Source organism: Streptomyces sp. NPDC047049, from assembly GCF_040643995.1.
In the GTDB taxonomy this organism is placed as follows: Bacteria; Actinomycetota; Actinomycetes; order Streptomycetales; family Streptomycetaceae; genus Streptomyces; species Streptomyces mooreae.
The window spans coordinates 94,045-115,487 of sequence record NZ_JBEYVM010000023.1; the positions used below are offsets into that span (position 1 = coordinate 94,045).

Annotated in this window: 19 protein-coding genes and 1 pseudogene; 6 read left to right on the forward strand and 14 right to left on the reverse strand. The window is 70.5% G+C overall.

Translation table 11 applies throughout. From position 1 onward, the window contains the following. Positions 1–10: 10 nt before the first annotated feature. From ABZ851_RS33150 to ABZ851_RS33190, 9 genes are all read right to left on the reverse strand, one after another. On the reverse strand, positions 11–982 hold the full coding sequence (locus tag ABZ851_RS33150; protein ID WP_361135649.1) for a bifunctional lytic transglycosylase/C40 family peptidase: 972 nt from the start codon (positions 980–982) through the stop codon (positions 11–13). Next, positions 979–3,405 carry a hypothetical protein gene (locus ABZ851_RS33155; RefSeq protein ID WP_361135652.1) on the reverse strand — a complete coding sequence of 809 codons (2,427 nt, stop codon included), beginning with the start codon at positions 3,403–3,405 and terminating at the stop codon, positions 979–981. Before ABZ851_RS33155 ends, ABZ851_RS33150 begins: the two co-directional genes overlap by 4 nt. After that, positions 3,402–5,942, reverse strand: a complete 2,541-nt coding sequence (locus ABZ851_RS33160; protein ID WP_361135655.1) for an ATP-binding protein — start codon at positions 5,940–5,942, stop codon at positions 3,402–3,404. The genes ABZ851_RS33155 and ABZ851_RS33160 overlap by 4 nt, the downstream gene beginning before the upstream one ends. Further along, entirely contained in the window at positions 5,942–6,562 is a 621-nt protein-coding gene (locus ABZ851_RS33165) for a hypothetical protein (protein WP_361135658.1), read from the reverse strand. Before ABZ851_RS33165 ends, ABZ851_RS33160 begins: the two co-directional genes overlap by 1 nt. Continuing rightward, positions 6,559–6,873 (reverse strand): hypothetical protein, encoded by a 315-nt coding sequence (locus ABZ851_RS33170; RefSeq protein ID WP_361135661.1) that lies wholly within the window; start codon positions 6,871–6,873, stop codon positions 6,559–6,561. Before ABZ851_RS33170 ends, ABZ851_RS33165 begins: the two co-directional genes overlap by 4 nt. A 15-nt stretch (positions 6,874–6,888) precedes the next feature. Continuing rightward, on the reverse strand, positions 6,889–7,908 hold the full coding sequence (locus ABZ851_RS33175) for a conjugal transfer protein (RefSeq protein WP_361135664.1): 1,020 nt from the start codon (positions 7,906–7,908) through the stop codon (positions 6,889–6,891). Further along, positions 7,905–8,066 carry a hypothetical protein gene (locus tag ABZ851_RS33180; RefSeq protein WP_361135667.1) on the reverse strand — a complete coding sequence of 54 codons (162 nt, stop codon included), beginning with the start codon at positions 8,064–8,066 and terminating at the stop codon, positions 7,905–7,907. Before ABZ851_RS33180 ends, ABZ851_RS33175 begins: the two co-directional genes overlap by 4 nt. After that, positions 8,063–8,344 (reverse strand): hypothetical protein, encoded by a 282-nt coding sequence (locus tag ABZ851_RS33185; protein WP_361135670.1) that lies wholly within the window; start codon positions 8,342–8,344, stop codon positions 8,063–8,065. Before ABZ851_RS33185 ends, ABZ851_RS33180 begins: the two co-directional genes overlap by 4 nt. Positions 8,345–8,453: 109 nt before the next feature. Further along, positions 8,454–9,311, reverse strand: coding sequence for a hypothetical protein (locus ABZ851_RS33190; protein WP_361135672.1), 858 nt, complete (start codon positions 9,309–9,311; stop codon positions 8,454–8,456). Between the two features lie 866 nt (positions 9,312–10,177). Here ABZ851_RS33190 and ABZ851_RS33195 point away from each other — a divergent pair. The 3 genes from ABZ851_RS33195 (at position 10,178) to ABZ851_RS33205 (ending at position 13,337) form a co-directional block, all read left to right on the forward strand. After that, positions 10,178–10,450 (forward strand): hypothetical protein, encoded by a 273-nt coding sequence (locus tag ABZ851_RS33195; protein ID WP_361135675.1) that lies wholly within the window; start codon positions 10,178–10,180, stop codon positions 10,448–10,450. A 286-nt stretch (positions 10,451–10,736) separates the two neighbouring features. Continuing rightward, positions 10,737–11,405, forward strand: a complete 669-nt coding sequence (locus ABZ851_RS33200) for a hypothetical protein (RefSeq protein WP_361135678.1) — start codon at positions 10,737–10,739, stop codon at positions 11,403–11,405. Between the two features lie 39 nt (positions 11,406–11,444). Beyond that, positions 11,445–13,337: a hypothetical protein gene (locus tag ABZ851_RS33205; protein WP_361135681.1), complete on the forward strand. Its 1,893-nt coding sequence runs from the start codon at positions 11,445–11,447 to the stop codon at positions 13,335–13,337. An 840-nt stretch (positions 13,338–14,177) separates the two neighbouring features. Here ABZ851_RS33205 and ABZ851_RS33210 read toward each other — a convergent pair. Then, a complete protein-coding gene (locus tag ABZ851_RS33210; protein ID WP_361135684.1) occupies positions 14,178–14,315 on the reverse strand; it encodes a hypothetical protein in 138 nt (45 codons plus the stop codon). A 406-nt stretch (positions 14,316–14,721) separates the two neighbouring features. Here ABZ851_RS33210 and ABZ851_RS33215 point away from each other — a divergent pair, with 406 nt between their 5' ends. Next, the gene (locus ABZ851_RS33215; RefSeq protein ID WP_361135687.1) at positions 14,722–15,201 is read left to right on the forward strand and encodes a DUF4145 domain-containing protein; all 480 of its coding nucleotides are present in this window, start codon (positions 14,722–14,724) and stop codon (positions 15,199–15,201) included. Here the strand turns inward: ABZ851_RS33215 and ABZ851_RS33220 are convergent. Next, a complete protein-coding gene (locus ABZ851_RS33220) occupies positions 15,098–15,748 on the reverse strand; it encodes a hypothetical protein (protein ID WP_361135690.1) in 651 nt (216 codons plus the stop codon). The genes ABZ851_RS33215 and ABZ851_RS33220 overlap by 104 nt on opposite strands. Here ABZ851_RS33220 and ABZ851_RS33225 point away from each other — a divergent pair. Next, on the forward strand, positions 15,679–16,194 hold the full coding sequence (locus tag ABZ851_RS33225; protein WP_361135710.1) for a hypothetical protein: 516 nt from the start codon (positions 15,679–15,681) through the stop codon (positions 16,192–16,194). The two genes, ABZ851_RS33220 and ABZ851_RS33225, sit on opposite strands and share 70 nt — an antisense overlap. A gap of 109 nt (positions 16,195–16,303) precedes the next feature. Here the strand turns inward: ABZ851_RS33225 and ABZ851_RS33230 are convergent, their stop codons facing one another. From ABZ851_RS33230 to ABZ851_RS33240, 3 genes are all read right to left on the reverse strand, one after another. Next, positions 16,304–19,048 carry a Helicase associated domain protein gene (locus ABZ851_RS33230; protein ID WP_361135705.1) on the reverse strand — a complete coding sequence of 915 codons (2,745 nt, stop codon included), beginning with the start codon at positions 19,046–19,048 and terminating at the stop codon, positions 16,304–16,306. Between the two features lie 72 nt (positions 19,049–19,120). Continuing rightward, the gene (locus ABZ851_RS33235; RefSeq protein WP_361135693.1) at positions 19,121–19,669 is read right to left on the reverse strand and encodes a hypothetical protein; all 549 of its coding nucleotides are present in this window, start codon (positions 19,667–19,669) and stop codon (positions 19,121–19,123) included. After that, the gene (locus tag ABZ851_RS33240; protein ID WP_361135696.1) at positions 19,666–20,838 is read right to left on the reverse strand and encodes a hypothetical protein; all 1,173 of its coding nucleotides are present in this window, start codon (positions 20,836–20,838) and stop codon (positions 19,666–19,668) included. Before ABZ851_RS33240 ends, ABZ851_RS33235 begins: the two co-directional genes overlap by 4 nt. 509 nt (positions 20,839–21,347) lie before the next feature. On the opposite strand from ABZ851_RS33240, the pseudogene ABZ851_RS33245 reads away from it, so the two are divergent. Beyond that, positions 21,348–21,443, forward strand: a pseudogene (locus tag ABZ851_RS33245) (peptide ABC transporter ATP-binding protein); the annotation flags it as partial.

Below are 21,443 nucleotides of genomic sequence, written 5' to 3' on the forward strand. Positions count from 1 at the left end.
GAACTGCTTCTCACGCAACGCGGCGGATGTCCCACGCGTACTGCTCCCAGTACCCGGCCAGACTGATGATCTCAACCGATTTGCCGGGTTTTGGTGCGTCGATCATGCGGTTTCCGCCGGCGTAGACCCCCACGTGTCCCCAATTGTGCTTGTCGAAGACGATGAGGTCGCCGGGCCGCATCTGGCTGCGTGGAACAGAGGTCCCGACATGGCGTTGTGCCTGTGAGGTGCGCGGCAGAACGACTCTGTGGCCGGTGCCCTGGTAGACGGCGTAGGACGTCAAGCCGCTGCAGTCGAACCCGCCGCCGGTCGGCCCGTTGACGGTGCCGCCGCCCCAGACGTAGGGCGTGCCGAGCTTCGAGAGCGCGGTCTGCACGATCGGGTTGGAAGTGCCGTCAGCGTCCGAGCCGGGCCCGCTGGGCTGCGCCGTCGCGTAGGACTTGGCCTGGGCGAGGACCTTGCGCACGTACCAGTCGGCGTGGTTGTAGGAGTAGATCGCCTTGTACACCCCGTGGCTGGTGCCGTCTTTGGCGCCGTTGGCGCACAGCATCCGCGCCGCCGCATACACCGCGTCGGTGGCGTCCCACGGTGTCGGCGGGTTCGCGCCGCCCGGCGGCACGGGGTACGCGTACCCCGTGAAAGTGCTCGGCAAGAACTGCATTGGCCCGACCGCGCCGGCCGAGCTGCGCATGGTGGGATGCCGGGCGTGGTCGGTCTCCACCTTCCCGACCGCCGCGAGCACGCTCCAGTCCAGCCCGCGGCAGCCGGCCGGAGCCGCCTGCCGGTAGAGGGCCAGCATCTTCGGGGGGATGTCGCCGACCTGGCCGCCCTGCATCGATATCTGCGACCCGGCTGCGCCCTGCTCCTCCTGGTGGCCGGCGGCGCCGCTGGCGACAGCGGCGATGAACAGCACCAGCACGCCGATCAGCGCGAAGACTGCGGTGGCGAGGCCCACGCCGGTAGCGATGGCGGGCTTCTTCACGAACGCCTCCTGGGCCGGGGCGGCGAGGGCTGGCGGCGCGGCGGTGCGGACGGGGTGACGGGCCGGTTGGCAGCGGCGGCGCGGGTGCGGATGCGGTGCAGGCGCTGTTGCAGGCTCGCCTGCTGGCTGGACGCCGGCGGGGTCATCGGCCGGTTCGGCACCATCTGCGGGCGCCGGCTGCGCCGTGGCGCAGCGGCGGGCGCCGGGTTGGGCGTCCGGCCCGTCGCACCCCGCGCTGCTGGGCCGGTGGTTCGGCGGCCCGAGGGGCGGGAGGGCAGCGGTGGCAGGCCGCGGCGGGCACGGGCACGGTTGCTGATCCAGCGGCCGCCGATGCCGCGCCAGTATTCGTCGGCGAAGTCCCGCACCTGTGGCTCGTACGTCTCGCGTGCGGCATCGAGGCGGTCTTTGAGCTGCGTGGCCGCACCGGTGACCTGGCCGGGCACGGCCTGAGCTGCCGTCACTGCACGGTGTGCGGCCCGGGGGCCGTATACCGGCAGCCCGGGGCCGTACTTGAGGCCGAAGCGGCCCACGCGCATGCCGGTCCGGGCTCCGGCACGTACGGTCTTCTCGGCGCCGCGGGCGAGGCGGCCGGCGCCCTTGGCCAGGTGCCCGAGGGTGCGGGTGCTGCCGGCCCGGCCCAGGCCGCCGCCGATGGCGCCGGCGGTGCCGCCGGTGGCGGCCATCATGCCGAGCATCAGCGCGGCCCCGCCGATCTTGCCCAGGGTGCCGCGCCGACCGCCACCACCAGTGCCGAGGTTGGACGGGGCGGCGGTGCCTCCGAGTTTGGACGCGCCGACGCGGGTCTTGAGCCGGGCGGCCATCTGCTGCGAGCCCCTGACCAGGCGCTTGCGGAAAATGAGCGCACCGACGCACAGGATGTCGACGGTGACGAAGCGGACGACGATGCCGCCGGGGAGGTCCGTCGCGGGTGCGGAGACCACTGCGGTGACGGCCACGACGAACACCCCGAGCGCCACTACGAGGCCGACGAGCAGGGCCAGGCCGCGGGCGATCGCGGCGCCCCGCGACCACAGCCACGCTCGGCCGGGCCCCGGCAGGGTGCCGGCGATCAGTGCGCAGCGCAGCAGCATCGCCTCGGCAGCGAGCCAGACTTGGGCGGCCAGGTAGCTGCCGGCGAGCCCGATGATCAGCGCGCAGACCAACAGTGCTGCCAGGAACATGAAGGCGGCTCCGGCGAGCTTGTCGCCGGAAGCCTTTTTCGCTTCCTTGGCGTTGCCGCTGACGCACGCCTTCTCGAACTTGGCGTCGGGCTTGATTGGCCCGAAGGTGTCCACGCCCCACTGCGCGGCCTTGTCCTTGACGAAGTCCTCGACCTTGCCGCCGATCCCGGGCGCGAGGATGTCCCCCGCACCCGGCATGTCCTTGATCGCCTTGGTCTGCCGGGCGACCTGTTCGTTGACGAATGCGGTCGAGATGCGGGAGGACGTGAACTGCGAGGCGCACTTGTCCTTGGTGTCGTCGGTGAACGTCTGGCCGTAGGTCAGCACCATGCTCGGCTGCACCACGAAGGCATTGACGATTTCGTCGGTGATCGGCGTGGTGATGCCGATCACCGCGTCGTGCGACCGTCCGGTGGGGTCCTCGTTGCCCATGACGATGGCGGCCACGGCGACCCCCAGGTCACGCGCCTTGCCCACCGCACCGTCGGGGCCGAGCAGCGTCTGGGGCGGCGAGGCGAGGCTGGTGACCGCGAGCGCGGAGATCAGCAGTGACGCGGTGAGCTCACCCCAGCCGCGCGAGCGGTCACCGAAGAAAAAGTGGTAGGCCGCGACGGTGCCGCTGAAGGCGAGGCACAGGCCGGGCAAGCCGAGTTGCACCACGACGCTGTTGTAAAGGGAGTCGGAGACCGCAAGGGCCGGCTTGAGGAGCAGCGAGGCCAACTTGAAACCCAGCGCCCACGTGAGCAGCCAGCAGGCGAACGCGACCAGCCACTTGGTGCACATGAACAGCAAGCTGGTCAGCCACTCGTCGACCTTCAGGCCCCAGTCGGACCAGTCGCCGCTCTCGGAGTCCACCTTGAACGCCGAGACCGGGATGCCGTGCTCATCAGTGACATGGAAGCTGTCCAGGAGGTCGTTCTTGCCGATACCCAGCCGGTGCAGCTTCTTGCGCAGCGACTCCTTGGCCTCCCGCTGCGCCTTCTTCGCGGCCGCCTTGCCCTGCGCGGTGTCCTCGTACGCCACGCCGCCCGCTGCACCGGGCGCCGGCTTTCCGTCAGTGGTGGATTCGGGCGGGCTGGGCTGCGCACTGGTCGAGGCCGACGGCGCGGGCACCGGCGCTGCGGCCGCGTGCGCGGCCAGCCCGGTGATGAGGATCGCCGCGACGCACAGCACCAACACCAGCCGCCAGGCACCCCACCGCCCTGCGCACGCCGTCTGCCCGGCCAGGCGCAGCCACCTCATGCCGTGACCTGTACGGCCGGGTCGGAGTGAATGGCGGCCTCTGCCTCGGGGTCGGCCGGGACGACGATCTGCATCCCACCGATACGGCCGTACAGGTCGCGGTGCAGGCACTCACCAGCCCGCTGCGCGCGGAGCTCGTCGTCCACGTCCACGGGGGACAGGCCGGTGGTGACCAGTTCCACCAGGTCCGCATCGCCCGGGTCGAGGTCGAGGAAGGCGAGGCCGCGCCGCGCGAGGGCGACGTCGGTCTGCCGGAACAACAGTTTCCGGGGGAACAGGCCACGGATGACCTGCCCCGCGGCGGATTCCTTCGGGCCGATGTCCTCGCCATCGTGGCTGCCGGCAAAAACGCCGGCATCGTGCTTGCGGCCGTCGCGAACCAGCTCCAGGAGCAGGCTCATGCCCTCGGGGCTGGACGTCAGCCACCAGCATTCGTCCCACACGGCCACGCAGAACTCGTGAGGGTTGGCGAAGCACACTTCTCGGCTCAGTGCCGCGATGAGATACAGCGTCGCCCGGCCGAAGACCTTCTCGAACTCCAGCGTCGCCAGCCGGTCAGCGCTGAGCTCGTGTTCCTTGGGCAGGGCAAGGCCGGCGGTGGCGAAGACGATCGCATCGGCCCTCGAGGTGTCCACCACCGGCAGCGCGGGGTCGAAGATGGTGCGAGCCAGATCCTTGCGGGACACCGCGCTGAGCTTGCGCGCTACCGCATTCGAGGTCGCATCGCGCTTGCCCCGGCTCTGGAGTTCGCCCACCAGCGTGGCCATGGACGGCGCCGGGCCTGCCAGGACCACTGCGATCGCTTCCGACAGCGCGACACCCTGGTCGCTCATCGGGGCAACGCCCAGCAGCAGCGTCAGGAACGACTCCGTGCGGCGCTGTGCCTGCGCGCGGTCGAGGATGGTGCGCAGCGGATCGAGGGAGACCTGGGCCTGGTCGTCGATGGTGATGACCTGGGTGGTGCCAGGGCACGCCTGCGCGAACCGGACCCACTCCTGCTGCGGTGTCCGGTCGACAATGACAGCCCGCCCGCGGCTTCCGGGCTGATCGCTCTTGCGGCCGGCGGCGAGGATCCCGTAGACGGCGGTCTTCATCGCGACGCTCTTGCCGCCGCCGAGCTCCCCGATGAACGCAGCGGACGCGGAAGCGGCCTTGCGCGGCCCGAGCGACCAGTCGGTCAGCACCGGACGGGTGCCGCCGCCGGCCAGCTGGAGCCCGTACAGCGGGCCCTTGGCGTCACCCAGGGCCGATCCACCGAAGGCGCCGGCCATGGCGAAGTCCCGCGCGAGGAGCACCTGGGCGTAGGAGGCCATGACCTTCGGTGTGCGGGCGCCCGGCAGCATCCCGTACCAGAGGTTCTCCTGTTCGCCGAGCGGGCGGGTGAAGGTGTAGTCGTTGCCCGCGAAGTGCGTTTGCAGGTCCGCGGCGCGGGCCTCGGCCTCAGCCGGGGTGGCGCCCCACACGCACAGCGCCCCCATCGCCTGCACCTCAACCTCGCTCTTCGAGCTGGTGATGGCCGTGCGGTATTCGTCCATCCCCTCCGCGGCCTCCAGCACCCGCGAGGGGACGCCGGCCGTCTCGCCCTCGTACTCCCCGGCCTGGCCTGCCACTTCGCGTGCCTGCCGAAGTGCCTTGGCCTCGGCGACATCCCCGGGCGTCACCTTGATCCGCATCACCCAGTCCACCGGAAAGCCGAACTCGTCCAAGCTCGCCAGGTACTCACTGCCCGGGAAAACGAACCTTTCGGGCATCTCCGTCAGCGACAGGATCGTCTGGTAGGACTCGCCCCACTCGGTGCTCACCTGCAGCCAGCGCCGCCCGAACCGGCCCCGGTGCACGTCGGCATCGTCGCCACCCTCGGCGGTCGGAAGGGCGCCCTCTGCCAGAACCACCTGCCCCAGCGCCGCTGCGCCGCGGCCGCGCCCGCGGCCGGTGGACTGCTCCGGCTCGGGCAGCAGGGGCTCCAGCACCCCGCGCCGCGCACTGTGCCCGTAGATCCACAGAATCTCGGCCTCGGTCGCAGGACGCAGAGCCACCGTCGAGGGCCAGGACGCCGCGAGGTCCTGCGCCTGCCGCAGCCGCCGCACTTCCTCGCGGGCGCTGACCGGTGCGGGCAGCAGGCCCAGTTGCTGGGCCATCTCCGCGCGGGCCGCATCGATCGCCATGCCGGCCGCCTGCCGCTTGGTGCCGGCGGGCAGCGGAACGGCCAGCCAGTCCGTCCGGCTGGTCAGCTCCAGGCGCTCCAGCTGGTCCCACACCCGCGTCGCCAGCTGCGCGTAACGCTCGCAGGCGGCCAGATCGACGCCATCGGTCATGCGGCGCACTACCTCGGCCGGGTCGACCTGCGGGCACAGCGACAGCAGCATCGCCTCGCCGCGCAGCTGCTTGACCAGAGACTCCAGCGCGCGCAGTCGGCGTTCCTTGACGGTGCGGGAGGACTGCGCATGTCCGCTGCCCTCCACCCGCCACAGCGCCCAGCAGGTGCCGTGACGGGTCCAGATGACGTTGCCGGCGACGTGCCGTACGGGAGTACGCATTACTGCCCCTGCTCGTTCGTGTTCGTGGTGCTCGCGGCCCGTGCCGCGAGCAGCGCGCCGACGCCGGAAGCCACCCGCACCACTGGGACTTCGGCCGCGGGCCGATCGGCGGCCGGCCTGTTCTCCGGGACGGACGGTGCGGGAATCGGGCGCACCGGCTTGTCGAGCGAAGGACCCGGCTCTCGGGGTGCGGCCGCACGGCCGGGTTCGTTCGACGGCTGCCAGGTGAGGGTGCAGACGCCCACCAGCGCGCCCCTTCGGCGCTGGCGTACGGGACGGCCGTCCATCCGGCCCGCGCTGCCGCTCGCCGCAAGGCCCAACGCGCTGGCGGCAACGGACAGAGGATTGCGGCCATCGACATGGATCCGTCCCACGACCAGCGCCAGGGCGTAGGGCACGCCGACCAGCGGCAGGACGTCAACCAGGCCGTGGTGCGCCCACAGGCCGCGGGTGAGGAAGGCCGCGGCGAAGGTCGCCGCGGCGACGATGATCTGCGGGACCGTGTAGGGGCCGCCCCAGATGCGGCCGCCCCCGGGCCAGTGCCCCACAACCAGGGTGTGCTTGCGCGCCTTGGTGAAGCACCGGCCGATCAGCGGCTCCGGCTGAGCGGTGGTGCTCATCGCCGGCCGCCGTTCAGCGGGTCGATGTGGTCGACGACGCGGATTGAGGCCGGGGCCGCGGTGCCGCCGGGGTTCTTGATGTCCTCGCCGATCTTGTCGCGCACCGAGGTCATGTTGACGACGATGGCCAGGACCACGGCACCACCGATGGCCGCGACTCCGGCCTTGAGCACGCTCTTGGTCTGGCCCCACACGTAGGCGATGGAGATGACGTACATCAGCCCCAGCACGCCCACGAGAAAGAAGGTCTTGAGCTGGTTGACGAGGGTGTTCGCGTCGGAGATGGCCCCTGCCATCTGCACGAAGTTCATGAGCCGTGCCTTTCCTTAAGAATCTGAAGAGTTGGGGGACGTCGCCAGGGCGGGTGCCGCTTCGAGCGCGGCGACCTCCCACCGGCCGTCCCGGGCGCGCAGCTCGATCGCGTACGTCATCGGCCGACCACCCGTGTGCTTGCCGTCGCCTTCGACGTCGACCAGGAGCTGGCGCTGGACACCGTCGGGCGGCGTCTGCTTTTCGGCGCCCTCGGCCGGGCCCTGGCCGTGGTCGGCGATCTGCGTGACCGTCACCGCCGTGTACGGCGCCGGCCGCACCGCGTGCAGCGTGGTGCCGGGGGAGAGGTAGCGGTCCAGCTCGCCCCCGCCCGTCAGGTACGCCGCCAGGAAGCCGCGGACCGTCTGCACCGCCGGATCCGAATCCAGCGGCGCGTGCCCTGCGCCGTACGAGAGCTCAGGAGCTGCGCCCTTGGAACCGGTCGGGGCCGCGACCTCGGCGGGCAGTGCCGCGGCTGTCCAGCCCGAGGTCCCGCGGCCGCCGGTGGCCCTCACCGGCACCTGGAAGTACCGGACGCTGCCGCTCTTGGTGCCCTTCGACGAACCGGTGATCCGCGCGGCCACCGTCACCGACCAGTAGCCGCCCTCGATCTGCCGCACCTGCACCGCCGACGCCGACTCCGCGCGCTCCGCCCCGCCCTCGGCCGACCACGACATCGAGCGGGCCGCCGGGTAGTACGCGGCGAGCTCTTGCGCATCTGCGTCACTGTCGCCGGCCTTCACGTAGGCGGCGACGTACAGCTCGGCGAAGCCGGCCGGTGCCACCGCATCCGACGACGCCGGCTGCGCCCGCGGTGCCTCGGCCCGCGTGGGCACGGCCACCGGCTGGGCGGTGGAGGCCAGAGCCAAGCCGCCGAGCAACGGCCCCGTCAGCAGCAGGCCCCAGGCGCTCCACCGCACCACGGCCGTCCAGTTCGCCATCGCGCCCGTCGACATCGACGTGGTGGCCCACCCGGTGTCCGGCACCGCAGGCTCCTCCATCGGCGGTGCCGGCTCTTCCTTGCGGCGCCACTTCATGACTGCGGCCCCTTCCGCAGCAGATGCCCCCATGGACCCGTCGGGTCCACAGCCCAGATGCGCCGGCCGCCGCGGCGAGCAGCCGCCGCCTGGTCCTTGAATGCCGCCTTGAGGGCCTGGCTCTTGCCGTGGCCCGCAGGGCCGAACGTCGCCGTCATGCCGTCACCTCGCGCTGCACGGTCCTGGGCCGGGTCAGCTCGGCGATCCGCTCGCGCAGCCGCGCCGGCGGAAGCGCCAGCACCTGCCGCACGAGCACCTGCGCCTCATCCGCGTCCTGCTCCACGTACGACCGCAGCTGCTCGTGGGTGTCGGCTGAGAACGGCTCCGTCACCAACGCGACCGCCAGCTGCGTCGCCCGTCGGCGAATCGCCACCAGCCGCAACTCCTCCGCCTTCAGTTCCACCGCTTCTCCCTCATGTCCCAGCCCCTCGTTCACGACGGCTCCCTCCGCTGTGTCGGTGCGCGGAATCCCCCCGCACACACAGAGAAGGGAGCTCGATCGGCCCTGATGTGACACAGCGACCGAAAAACTTTTGACGGCCTCCTCAGGCCGCCTCGACCCACTGCGGCGCCGCCTGCCGAAGTCGGGCCACCGCCCGGCTGCGCCGACGGCGCAGCGCCACCGGGCTCAACCCCCACGCCGACGCCGCCGCGGCATCCTGCGGCGCGCCCTCGCGGTAGTGATCGCAGATCCCGGACGCCGCCTCCGTCGTGAGCACCTCGCACTCCAGCGCCCACACCAGGAGCGCGACCATTTCGCCGCGGGCCCCTTCCAGCTCCTCCACCGCACTGGCCGCTGGCTGAAGGCCGGCCTCCTCCGCGGCCCGCGCCAGCAGAACCGGCTCGACAGCGTCCTCGGGCTCGACACCGCCCGGAAGCGCCGCCGCCCACGTCTCATCCAGCTGCTCGGAGGGCGCCAGCTCCCGCTTGAGCTCACGCGAAACCCGGTGCCACAACTCCAGCCGCAAACCCGCCGCGACCTTCCGCGGCCGCCGCGCAATCGGGAAAGTGCGCACCACCTCCCACAGGGAGGCGATCACCACCTGCGCCACGTCCTCGATGTCCTCGCCCTCGCGCACACAGCCGCGCAGCATGCGGCAGGCGTGCGGGAGCATCGCCTGGACCAGCACGCGGGCGGCCAGTTCTGCATCCCGCCCGTCGCCGGCGCTCACCCGGTGCAGCAGGACACCCATCCAGGCGTCGATGAAGCCCGGTTCGCCACGCTCAGCACGCTTCCGCAGGAGAGTGCACAGCTCACCCAGATCGGCGGGGGCGTGCTCGGCGTCCAGCACTCCGGCGCCGAGCATCCAGGAACGGACGCGGTCTGCGCTGCCGCGGTCGGCGCACAGCCACTCCCACTCGGTGTTCAGACGTGTGACCAACGTCGGCTGTACGGCATCCACGGCAGGCTCCTTTCGGATCGACTGCCGTGAACTCTGCTCAGCACCCCTTACCAAACTGCTTGCCCCAGAGCGGCAAAGTTGCAGGTCAATTGGGGTATCCAGTGGGGTATCCGCACCGCCGGGCGCGGGTATCCCCCTGCTGCGGCCTTCCGGGAGGTGGCCGGTAGCCCCTTCAGCCAGCGCCGCGGCCGGCCCATGGACGGAGATGTCGGTGCGCTGGAGACCCGGGGCATCAGCGGCCGGCGCAGCACCACGACTTCGGTCAACCGGGGTGGTGCTCCCGGCATGGTCCTGCTGTTGGCGGTCGAAAGGGATCATCTGGCCACGCTGGAGCGGAGTGCCTGTGGACAGAGGACGTCCACGGGCACGGGCACAGCCGTACCGGCCACCTCCCGGCAACTGGCTTTCGTCTTGGGGCCGTCGCTCGCGCCGGAAGCGAACGGCGCGGTGGGCGATGGCTCCGCTGCTCCGTGCGGCTGCCGTTCACGCAGGGCAGGCCAACCTGCCCGCAGTCCGCCGGACTGGCCCACTCTGAGCGGTGCTGGATTGGTACCACCGTGGGTACCACCGTGGGTTCCACGGTGCGTTCCACCGTACGTACCACCGTTAGTACCACCGTGCGTACCAGGTCGTATTGGCGCCAAGGTGCATTCATGCAGGTCAGGGCGTGGGGGTATGCGCCCTGCGCCGCTGACACCTCTTCCTCAGGAGGAGGAAGAGGCCCCTTCTCTTCGTTTGGGACCGCGCGGTGCGGTGCGTGGTCCAGCGGGGCCGCGCCGGCTTCTGTGCTTCGCACGCGAAATCGAGCGGCATATCCCACGCTGACGTATTCACCATCGTGGTACGTGGCATGTACCATCTCGCGCATGGCGAAGACACCGAAGCGACAGCCGAACCCTCAGGCGCTGAGCGAAGCGGACCTGAAGGACAGTCGCGTGAAGGCGTTCCTGGAAGCCCAGGAAAAGGTCAGGGTGGCCGAGCGGGCGCTGAGGGAGGCGGAGGCGGAGCGGGATGCCGCAGCTCTCGCCACCAAGGAAGCCAAGGTCGAGCGCGGGCTCCCGCAGCGCCTGGCCGACCTGTACGGCGTCACCCGGCACGCGATTGAGGACATGCGCCGCCGCGCCGCGCCCACGACGTAGCGACATCTCGAGTAGCGCCAGACCCCCGGGGGTGCCCCGGGGGTCTTCTTGCTGTGCGTGCCCTCATCGCCTCCGGGTGCATGGACTCCCGGGGTGGCGGCGTCTCTAGCCCCCTTGCGGGTGGCGTCCCGTCACTTCGCCTCGCTGCTGCTTGTGGTGGCTGCCGATGTGGGGCGCGAATGTTACCCACATCACGTATGTGCCACATACCATTTCCTTGTTTTGGTATGTGGCACGTACTAGAGTGGTGGCATCACCACATGAACGGCACGGAAGGCGTACGGCAATGAGCTTCGACGAGATTCAGGGCGAACTGCGGGCGATCCGCCTGGAGATGTCGCCGGCTCTTCCCGCTCAGGCGCCCACCTGCCACCTTCCCGCGATGGACTGGGCGGAGCTGGCACACGCACTGCGTGCGCTGCGCTCCGACCTGACCGGGGAAGACCTGGAGGACGGCGCCGACGGCCTGTTCGGCGACCAGTTCCTGGCCGACGACGCCGCGGACGTCGACATGTGGGCAGGCTGCGATGCCCTCCCGCTGGAGAGCGACGCTGACGCCGCGGTGCGCGCAGACGGAGAGCGCATCCTGCGCATCGCGCTGTGGGAGCAGGAGCGGGAGCAGGCGCAGGAGTCGGCCCGCGCCGCCTACTCCCGTACAGAGTCGCGCGAGACCTACCGCGCGCACTGCGAGGAGCAGTGGAAGCGCGCGGAGGGCTGGTGCCGCGGAAACCTGCTGAACCGCAAGGCCACCGCGAAGGGCATCAACCCGCGCGCCCTGTTCAGCGGCCCGGCCACGATCGCCTACGCACGGGCCTCGGAAGACCTGGTCCGCTTCTGGGCGGACGTCGAACCGCGGATCACGTTCGCGCAGTGGGACGAGATGCAGCGCGGCACCCGCACAGAGGCCGCCGACCGGGCCCGGCAGACGGCGCACAACCTCCTGATCGCCGCCTGATTACCCACCACCAGACACCACTACGAAAAGGGAACGGCCATGCACTACGCCACCACCAAGACCACCACCAGGGAGCTGCACCGCCAGGACGCGGGCAAGGCCAAGGGCTACTGCGGGAAGTTCGCGCCGAACCCGGTGGACCCGGAGGCCGCGTCCAGGGGGCTGGCGGCCCGGACGATGCGCACGTGCTTGAAGTGCGACGAGATCGCGGAGGACCGGCGGCGCGCCGAGCTGTCCCTGGCCGACGGCCTGTTCGTGACCGAGGTGGCTTCCTCCCCCGCTCCGGCCGTGACCGAGAAATCGCTCTTCGGCGCGGAGGAACTGGCAGACCTGTACGTGGCCCCCAAGCGCTGCCATCCGCGCCCTGCGGCCCCGCCGGAGGACGGCGGACTGTTCGGCGACGCGGAACTGTCGGCCGCTCAAGACGACGCGGAGCGGGCGGACGACGGACACGCGCCTGCGCTGCCGGAAGCCGACGCGGCAGGAGCGGATGCGCGCGACCGGGCGGCGGACCAGGCTGATCTGGCCGCCGAGCAGGACCGGACCGCGGATACCGCGGACCTCGCGGACATGGTGGCCGACGCGGAGATCTCGGCGCGGGTGCAGGCGCAGACGGATCGTGAGGACGCGCGGACGATCGTGCCGACGCTGGGGTGGTCGGACCAGATCCACGCGGGGATGCGGGCCGCGGCGACGGGCCGGCTGATGCTCGATGCCGACGGTGCGCCGCGGATCGTGGGCGCCAACGGCGGGAAGGGCCACAAGACGCGTGCAGACCGCCTGCTGATGCTGGTCGGGGCCGGGATGCTGAACCGCGCCCGCCGCGGGCACCCCTTGACACCTACGGCCGACGGTACACGTGCGCTGCACCTCGCGAACCTGTGCCCGGACGGGGTGCACGCCACCGACCGGGAGGCATACGCGGCCCGTCTGCGAGCAGCCCGTAAGCCCGGGGTATCCGGCGAGGAAGCCAAGAGCGCTGCCCGCACGCTGCCGCCGCTCCCTCACGGCGCGGAGGCGGAGCGGCGCGTGAAGGCACTGTTCGCGGACATGCGCCGCTCCGTGGAGCGTGTCGAGGAGATCCGCCGCAGCATCGATGAGCGCGTGGAACAGACGCGGCGGGAGGAAGCGGAGCGGAAGCGGGCCCGGACCGCCTCGAAGGCTCCGGCTCGTGAGGACAGCCGCCTCCGGCACGTGTTCTGCGGACCGGACCCTCGGATCATCGCGCGGTGGGAGGCGGAACGCGCCGAGACACCACGTCATGGGACGCGACGGGACTCCTCAGCCAGCCCGGAGCCAACGATCGGACCGACACATGAGACGCAGCTGGGCGCCGGCGGCCAGGGCGCCGATCGCCTCCCGGCAGGTGCTCTCCGACCCCCAGACGCCGCGCACGATGTTCCGGCGGCGGTGCACGGCGAACGGCTGCCGATCCCGGCCGATGCCTCTCCGCAGCGTTCGCTCCAGCGGATCGGGAGCAGCGCGAAGTCTCACCCGGACTGCATGGCTCCCCGCTCGATCGGCCATCCGCGCACCGAGACGTCGGCCACCCGCGCAAGGCCACCGCACGAAGTGGATCTTGGCCGATGGCCGATGGCCGATGAGGAGCGCACGCACGGTGGCCGAGCGCGTGTCACATCAGCCCTGGCCGGTCCGCTACATGGCCGATGGCCGATATCCCGGCGTCGGCCATGCGCCATGGCCGACGGTGGCCGATCAGCCATGGCGGTGCGGTGCGTAGCGCACGGCGGGGTGGCCGATGCGCTGTGGCGCTGCGCTGGCCGCAGCCGACGCGCAGCACATACCCCTTTCTCACCTGCGGGTATCCGGGGTGGGGTAAGCAATCGGGTATCCGCTGTGCGGGACGGTGCCCGGGGTATCCGGGACGCAAGCACGACGACTTCCCGCCCCCAGCGGCAGGTAGCCCGATGACTCACCACCTGATCAAGCGCCCGGAGCAGCGCTACCAGTGCTCGCGGTGCCGGGCCGCCTTCCTGACCAGGGAGGGCGGCCGGGCCTCCCGGTTCGAGTGCCCCGGCGTGCCGCTGGCCCACGGGATCGAAGGCCGACGCGAGCACGTCATCTACCCCACGTGGTCGAAGGACCGGAGCTGCGCGACGTGGGGGTGCCCGGACCCGGATCCCGCGCATCAGTGGCACGGGCCGGATCCGTTCTGCGATGAGCTCTCGTGCGGGCGGTGCATGCACTCGTGCGACTGCGACGTGTGCGAAGGGCGGGTGTGGGCACCGGGGCTGTTCCGGTTGGTCGACAGCCGAGAAGTGTGAAGCGCGAGGGGTGGCCGGTGTGCCGCACCGGCCATGGCTGCCTGATGCGGATGGCCGATATACCGGCGTCGGCCATCGGCCATGGCCGACGGCCAGTCAGCCGCGGCGGGGCCGATGGTGGCCGGTGGCCGCGCGGGGCTACTGACGGCCGATGACCAGGGTGGCCAATCGGCCACGGCACGGCGGCGGCCTGGCGCTTTGGCCAACGCAGCTGCCTCGTGATCCTCCAGGTGCTCGCTGCTCAGCACGGTGAGGGCAACCGCTTACCCGGACAGGTGTGACCACTTATCCCACCGGCGGCGAGTGCCTACCTCACTGCATACCCTCAATGCCGGGGCGGGGGTGGCAGCGGAGCACTCAGGGCGCCGCGCGCTGCGGAGGGGAGGGCGGGACCTGGTTGGCGAAGCAGGGGAGTGCGCCCATCTCAGGTCCCGGTGAGGATGTCGTGGGTGCCGATGCGGCGCCAGATGACGTGCGGGGTGCCAGGTCAGCGTGCGGGCCCGTACTCCCAGGTGGCGCGTCCTGCGGGGCCGGTGCCCATGGACCAGGTGAGTTCGTAGATGCCGGGGAATCCGCTGAGGTGCTTGACGCGGAGGCCGGCACGGAAGCGTCCGTCGGTGCGCAAGTCGTGGACGAAGGCCGAAACGGCCCGGCGGAATCGGCGACGCTGTTCTGAGGTGAGGCGGTCCAAGTCGGTGGTGAAGCGGGGCAGCGGGGAGGGTGATCAGCGAAAGCAGTACAACGCTGTACGACACATCCGGTAGACATGGAACGTGACTAGCGCCCGCCAGGAGATACCCAACACGCAGCGTCCCAGCGGATGGTGCCCGAATTGCTCGCTGTCCGTCGGATTCACCCACATCGAGGACAGGCCCATCTGGCCGCGTCTGCGAAGGACCACCCCTGCGCCCGGAGGCGCTCCGATGGTGAGCGGGGCGAGCGGCGTTCCTCCGCGACCAAAGCCGGCCGAACCACAGCCAGAACTCTGGTGCGCGCTCTGGTCCTGCCAGCTCTGCGGGCACAACGTGCTCGTGCACGATCTGCAGATGAGGCAGGGCAGCGGCAGCACCTCGATCAAGAGGTGGCGTGCTTGGCCAAAGGCGGACCCACGAGAGCTCGACGCCTACGTACCGGAGAAGATCCGTTCCCTGTACGCCGAAGCCAGCATGGCCGAGGAAGCGGGGGCGCTACGCGCAGCAGCAGTCATGTACCGCGCAGCGGTCGAGGAACTCTGCGCCGACAAGGGCGCCCAAGGTAGGGACCTGGCGAAGAAGATCGAAGATCTCAAGAATCACGGCGTGGCCGATGACTTGGTCACCGACCTTGATGAGGCACGGTTCTTGGGCAACTGGAGCATCCATCAGGGCGTGGAGTTCACACGTGAAGAGGTCGCAGACGTCGCGGATCTCATCGACGAAGCCTGCTTCGAGATATACGTGCAACCCGCCCAAAGAAGGCAGATGCGCGACGCCCGAAAGAGCCGCCGCGATGCCAACCCCCGGCGAAAGTAGACAACCGGTGCGCCTGCCTCGAACCGAGGCCCCTGCGGTCCGCCGCAGCCTCGGCCGCGGAGCGCTCAGTCCCGGGGCTGCGTCCGTGGGGCCGGCGGGCATACAGCTGCACCTCGCCCTCGACCCCGCCAGCGGCGAGTAGCGAACCATCGGAGGAGAACGCGAAGCTGGAGATCGAGTCGTCATGTTCGAGAGGTTCGCCGACCTGCCTGCCGGTGGCCGGTTCCCAGAGATGCACCTTCCCGCCGCCGGCAGCGGCCAGCACGGATCCGTCCGGGGAGAACGCTCGCGCTGCTCCTCGTTCAGCTGCTCCCCCTGCCGCTGCGCATGCAGCCACGCACCGATGTTCTGGCCACCGACGGTCACGCCGGGCAGCAACGTCCCGAGGTGGTGAGCGGGAACTCTGGTGCTCGCGCCGCTCGTTGCGAGGAGTGCCGGGCCGTTCTTCCGGCTCGCCGCGACTGGCAAGGGAGAAGCATGAGTGGAGAACACCTGATTTCCGACGAAGAGACCCGGCGCTTCGCGGAGGGCTTCCTGTCAGATTCACCCTGGATGGGGGATCACGAGTGGGAACGCATTGTGATCGGTCCCAACGCCGAGTACCACGCCGACTTCAACGGCGTCTTCCCCGAGGATTCTGAACTCCTCGCAGGCCAGCAGTGGTCTTGGCGCGTGTCCTTCTCTGACCCCGGCGGCAAAAGGCTGTCCCTCAATCATGCGACGGTGCTCAAGGGGATCGACCGCATTGTCTACGGAGAAGCCAAGGGAGCCGAAGGCTACCGCTACCTGCACATCCAGCAGTGGTTCACCGAGCCCACGCCGGAACGACAGAAGCTACAGCTGAGCACGGCAGACCACTCCCTGATGTGCCAGCGAGCGCTGTACGACAAGATCGTCTTCCCCGTAGAAGACAGTCCGTTCGGGGAGAAGCTGGACTTTTTCGAGGAGCAGCGCGCGAACACTGAGGCACCAGAAGGCGACACGGCCTCATAGCTCATTGGCAGAGGCTCCACGTCCAGGACCCCCACCGCCCCGGACGCGCAACCGAACACACGGTGCGACCCGACCGGCAATCCGCCGGGCCGCACCCGTGTGTTCGTGGCTACGCAGCCCACTCCAGTCCCAGGTCCGTCAGCTGTCGGAGCGCGTCGGCGGTGAGCTTGCCGCGCCTGGATTTGGTGTTCGAGAGAAATACGCCCAGCTTCACAGACACCGGCTCTGCACTGCCCTCCACCGTGATCTCCTCTGTGTGGGACCGGGGGACCTTCAGGTGCCCCTCGCGGGCCTTGTACTGGGCCAGGGCCGCGATGCCCCGCTCGAAGGCCGCCGAGACCCCCTTGCGGGCCTTCACCGCCTTCACCGGCGCCTCCACGGTGGCAGGCAGCGGTTCGACGCCGAGCTCGGCCAGGCGTTCGCGCTGCTCCTCGCCCAACTGCTCCCACCCCGTGCGTTGCGCGTGCAGCCAGGCCCCGATGTCCTGGCCGCCGATGGTGACGCCTGGCAGGATCTCGGCGAGGGTGGCTCCGTCGTCCAGGACCGCGGAGAGTGCGGCGTAGCGCTGCTGCCACTCGAACGGCCAGCACTGCGGGTTCCAGTACGGGTCGATCCGCTCCAGCGCCTCGCGCCGCTCGGTGGCGCGGTCCTCGTCCTTGCCCAGCCCGCCCGTCTTTCGGAGGTTGGCCAGCCACTGGCCGACGGCTACCCCGTCGATCACCGTGTCCTTGGGCATGGCCAGAGTCCGGTGCACGGCGAAGTAGTCCCGGGCCGCGGCGAGCTTCTTGTAGAACTGGGCGTCGGCAACCGACCAGACCATGCCCAGCTCGTCCAGCAGCTCGGCCCGCCACGCCTTGAGCGTCCCGGCACGGAACGCGCGGCGCTGCTCGCTGACCCATGCCCCCAGCGCATACGTGCCGCCGTCGCCGTCGCCGTTGCTGTCGGTCGTCCAGATCGGCACGACGGTGTCCATCGGCACCTGCGCGTGCCCCTGCGACTCGACCCACTTGCGCAGGGCGTTGAGCCCGGACAGCCACACCTCGGAGTCCGGCCGCAGCACGCGGGTGCGCAGGAAGGCCGTGATGACGTCGGGGTTGCGCGGCAGGGAGAACCGCAGCAACGGCACACCCCCGCGGGCGTCCTCGTCCTCCTGGCCCTCGCCCTCGGCGGGCCGCCGGCCGCCGCCGACGGCCTCGGCCGCCTTGCCCTCCTCGACGTCCTGGTCCTCGCCCTCCCCGGCCTCGTCGCCGGCGGCCGGCTCCTCCTCCGCCTGCCCCTCCGTGTTTTCCTCGCCCTCTTCGTCTTCCTCGCGCCCAGGGTCGAGGGCCACTACCGAGGTGGCCTTCCCGCGGGAGCTGGCGGTGCGCAGGACCATGCGCTCGATCAGCCGGGAGTCGTGTGCACGCAGCCCCTGGAGCACGGCGACCAGGGGCCGGTAGCTGGGGGAAGCCATCATGTCCTCGGGGTCCTCCCCGGCCTGGAGGAAGACCGGCACGACCAGCCGCGCCACCTTCCCCTCACCCGGCGCCTGTCGCAGCCCGCGGCCGGTGATCTGCACGATCTGCACCGGCGAACTGCGGGTGTCTGCGAAAACGACGCCGTCGACGCCGCGCTTGCCGCGGATGTCGACGCCCTCACCGAGCACCTGGCAGGACGCCAGGATGCCCAGCTCGGTCACCCACCCCTCGGCGTCCAGGCCGTCCGCGAACCGGTCCAGCACCACCCGCCGGTGGGCGGCCGAGTGCTCCCCGCACAGCCACTCCGCCCCCACCCGCTTCGGATACACCGCCGGGTCCGTCTCATACAGCTCCGCGGCCGTCTCCGGCAGCGCCCGCGCGAACGCCATCGCCTCGATCGTGCGCCAGTGGAACGTCATCAGGTTCCGCGCACCGGTGGTGTCCGCGTGCTTGAGCAGCGCCGCCTGTAGGGCGGCAAGGCGCCGGCCGCGCACCTCCTCCGGGGCGGCGTCCTCGCCCGGGGCCTCGGGGTCACGGATCTCCAGCACATCCACCTCGAACGAGGCAAGGATGCCCCGCTCCACACTCTCCATCAGCCCTAGCTCGTACAGAACAGGCCCGTACAACTGGACGTCATCCATCGACGCCACCAACCGCCCACCCAACGCCCCTGAATCGCCCTCAGAGCCGCCCCCGGCACCCTCCGCGCCCGATCCGCCGGCGGGTGCCACCGCGGGCGCCCACAGCCGCGGCGTGGCCGTCATGTACAGCCGCCGCGCCGCCGGAATCCGCTCCTGATCGTGAACTGCCGCCCAAGCCTTACCAATTGCACCACTTGTCCGGTGCGCCTCATCCACCACCAGCAGGTCAAAAGGACCCATTTTCTGACCGAACGACCCGCGCAGCGCCTGCTCCAGCACCCCCGGCGCCGCCGCACGTCCCTCGGAGCCCTCGCCTTCGGCGTCGCCGTCCTGGTCGTCCTCCAGGCCCTGCGACACCAGCGACGCGTAGGTGGCGAAGACCAGCATCGGCCCTTCCTTCGCCCACAGCGCCAGCTGCGTCGGATTGGTCGTGCACCGCACGTCCAGCGCCTCCAGCAGCGGGTCCGCCCCCAACGAGCACACCGCCACCGCAGGCCCCTTGTGCCCCACCGCCCGCCACGCCTCCACCGTCTGCGTCAGCAGATCCAGCGTCGGCACCAACACCCCCACCAGCCCCCGCGGCACCATCCGCAGCGCCGCCGTAGCCGCCGAGATCGTCTTGCCCGTACCGGTCGCCGACACCACCTGCCCGCGCAACCCCCGGGCAGGCAGAACCCCGTCCAGCGGCCCCGAAAGACCCCGGATAACCGCATCAACCAACTCCACCTGATGCGAGAAAAGCGGAATCTCACCCATCTTGCTGCCCATTCCTGACCCCTCCAGTTCCACAATCCAGCAATTCAACGAATCCGCAATTCCGGCAGAAAGTCAGCGCGACGGAATGAACGGCGCGACGGACACGGCGCCGTCCTCACCGACCACCACCCGGCCCGCCAGCTGCGCCAGCACCTCCTGCGGCGTCAGCCCCGCCCGGGACGCGACCTGCCGCAGCCGCCGGCCCGGCCCGGCGGCCACCCACACCTCGCCGCACACCTCCTGCGCGGCCTCCCTGCGCCGCTCCATGTGCGTGGCGTGCGCGGCGAGGGCCTGCTCCCGCCGGACCGTGCGCTCCGCCGCCCACGCCGAGCCGACGCTGTCCCGCTCCGGCTCATACACCGCCCACCCCGACGCCTCCACCAGCGCCTGCACACGCCGCCACTCCGCATGCCGCGCCACCCACATCTCGGCGAGCTCCGCCGGATCCGGCGACGCCACCAGCCCCCCGCGCTCCACCGGCCCCGGACAGCGCAGCTCCTCGGCCGTCTCCCGCTCCCGCACAGCCGCCTGGGCAACCGCCTCGGCAACCCGTGCCGCCGGCATCCCCGCACCCTGCCGCCGCACCGCATCCCGCGCGACGTCCTCGCTGCTCCAGATCACTGGCCGGCCTCCCCATCCGCGAGACTGACGGGCTGGTGCGGGGTGCTGGAGGAAGACGCGTCACTCCAGATCACCCCGTTTACCTTGTGCCAGCCGCCGGGCGTCCCGTCCGATGTCCCGCGCATGAACCCCGGCAAGTCGTCCGGGTCGTAGTGCCCGGCCTCACGCGTGCAGACGACGGCGTCCCCGTCGCCGTTCACCGTCCGCGCGGTGCACAGACCGCCGGCCTCACCCAGCGCCTCCAACACCCGTCGCCGCTCGGTGGTGTTCGGATGCGTCCGCGGCAGCACCGTCTCCCGGACGAACGCCTCCAGCCGCACAAGGTCGGCGCGCCCACGCTGTCGCACGTCCGTGACCGCCAGGCCGTGGTGGTCGAGGTAGGACAGGAGGAACTGAGCCAGGGCCCGGCCGGGATCGCTGGCGTGCTCAATCCCGGGCGGCTCGCTGGTCCAACCGAAGGTGGCCTGGTAGGGCCGGGGCCGAACGCCGCCGTTGTGCGGGTCGGGGAAGACCACGGCACGGGTGAAGAAGTCGTCCAGGCGGCTGAGCAGTTCCCCGTCCGGGTCGTCGACCTCACGGCCGCGCACGGTAGCGAGCGCGGCCTCCAGGATGGTGGTGAGGTACCGCTGGCGGGCATCCTCCAGCTGCCGCATCTCGACCGACAGGCTCTCCTCGGTCACCTGCACCACCCGGTACATACCGCGGTCCCCATACAGGCCATGCGGCCGCTCCAGCACCCGCCGCGCCTTGCCCAGGGCATCCTCAACCGACCGCCCGTAGGCGTAGTTGACCGTCACAGAAGCACCGGGATGCGCCGGATCGGTCCGCTGCGCCACGATCCGGTAGCGGACCAGCTCCGGGTCCGGCCCCGCTTCACCGCTCTCCCGCGCCCAATGCTCCAGCCGCTCCTGGTTCCAGCGGTGCACCGCCGGATCACCATCGGGAGAGTAGGTCAGCCACCCCGCGTCGAGCATCAGGCTCCAGATGCGCCGCAGCTCATCCCGCCGGAGCTCCGCCAGCTGCTCCTCCGTGCTGAGCGGCCGCACCGAGTCCTCGCCCGCCTCCAGTCCACCCGCGGCCACCATCCGCTCATGGACCTGCTCCACCGTCATCCCGAAAACCTCACGGTGGATTTCCTCCAGCGCGTCAAAGCGCATTTCGAAGCTCAAGCCTTGGGATGACCGAAAGGGGGATTCGGCGCTTTTCTCGTCCGGCATCGGCTAGCCTTTCCTTATGAGGAATTCCCGGAGCTTCCCGCCCCTGGGGGTAGTGCCGTAGTTCCACGAACTTTACCCCTGCATCATGGAGCGACGCAGCAGGTTGGCTGAAGTGGACCCGGAAGGGTGGTTCCTGGTAGGATCTGGCACGCAAGACCACGGAAAGCCGGTACTCTGGAGGTTCTGGTGATGGAAGGTCAGAACCTGGCTGACCGTCACCTCACACCCCAGTCCCCGTCAGAAGCAGCCGCACCCTCACCCCTCTTCTAGGCAGCCCGCTTGAAGCTCCGTCAGCACTCGCCTGCAATCGCTAAACTGTCCCAATTTTCGAAATGCGAATGCGCGTGAATTCCGGAGGAATTTCACAAACAATTCCGGGAGGAATTGTTTAAACCCCGGAGGGGTTTATCGTCTTTACGACCCGTAGGGTCGTGCGTCGTTCCTCCGGAGGAGGACGCGCGCTGCTGGAGGAGATCGTCGACGGTGCGATCTTCCTGGACGGCGCGGAGATCACCGATCCGGCGGCGCACCGCGTCCACGTCCGCCCGCGGATCGGT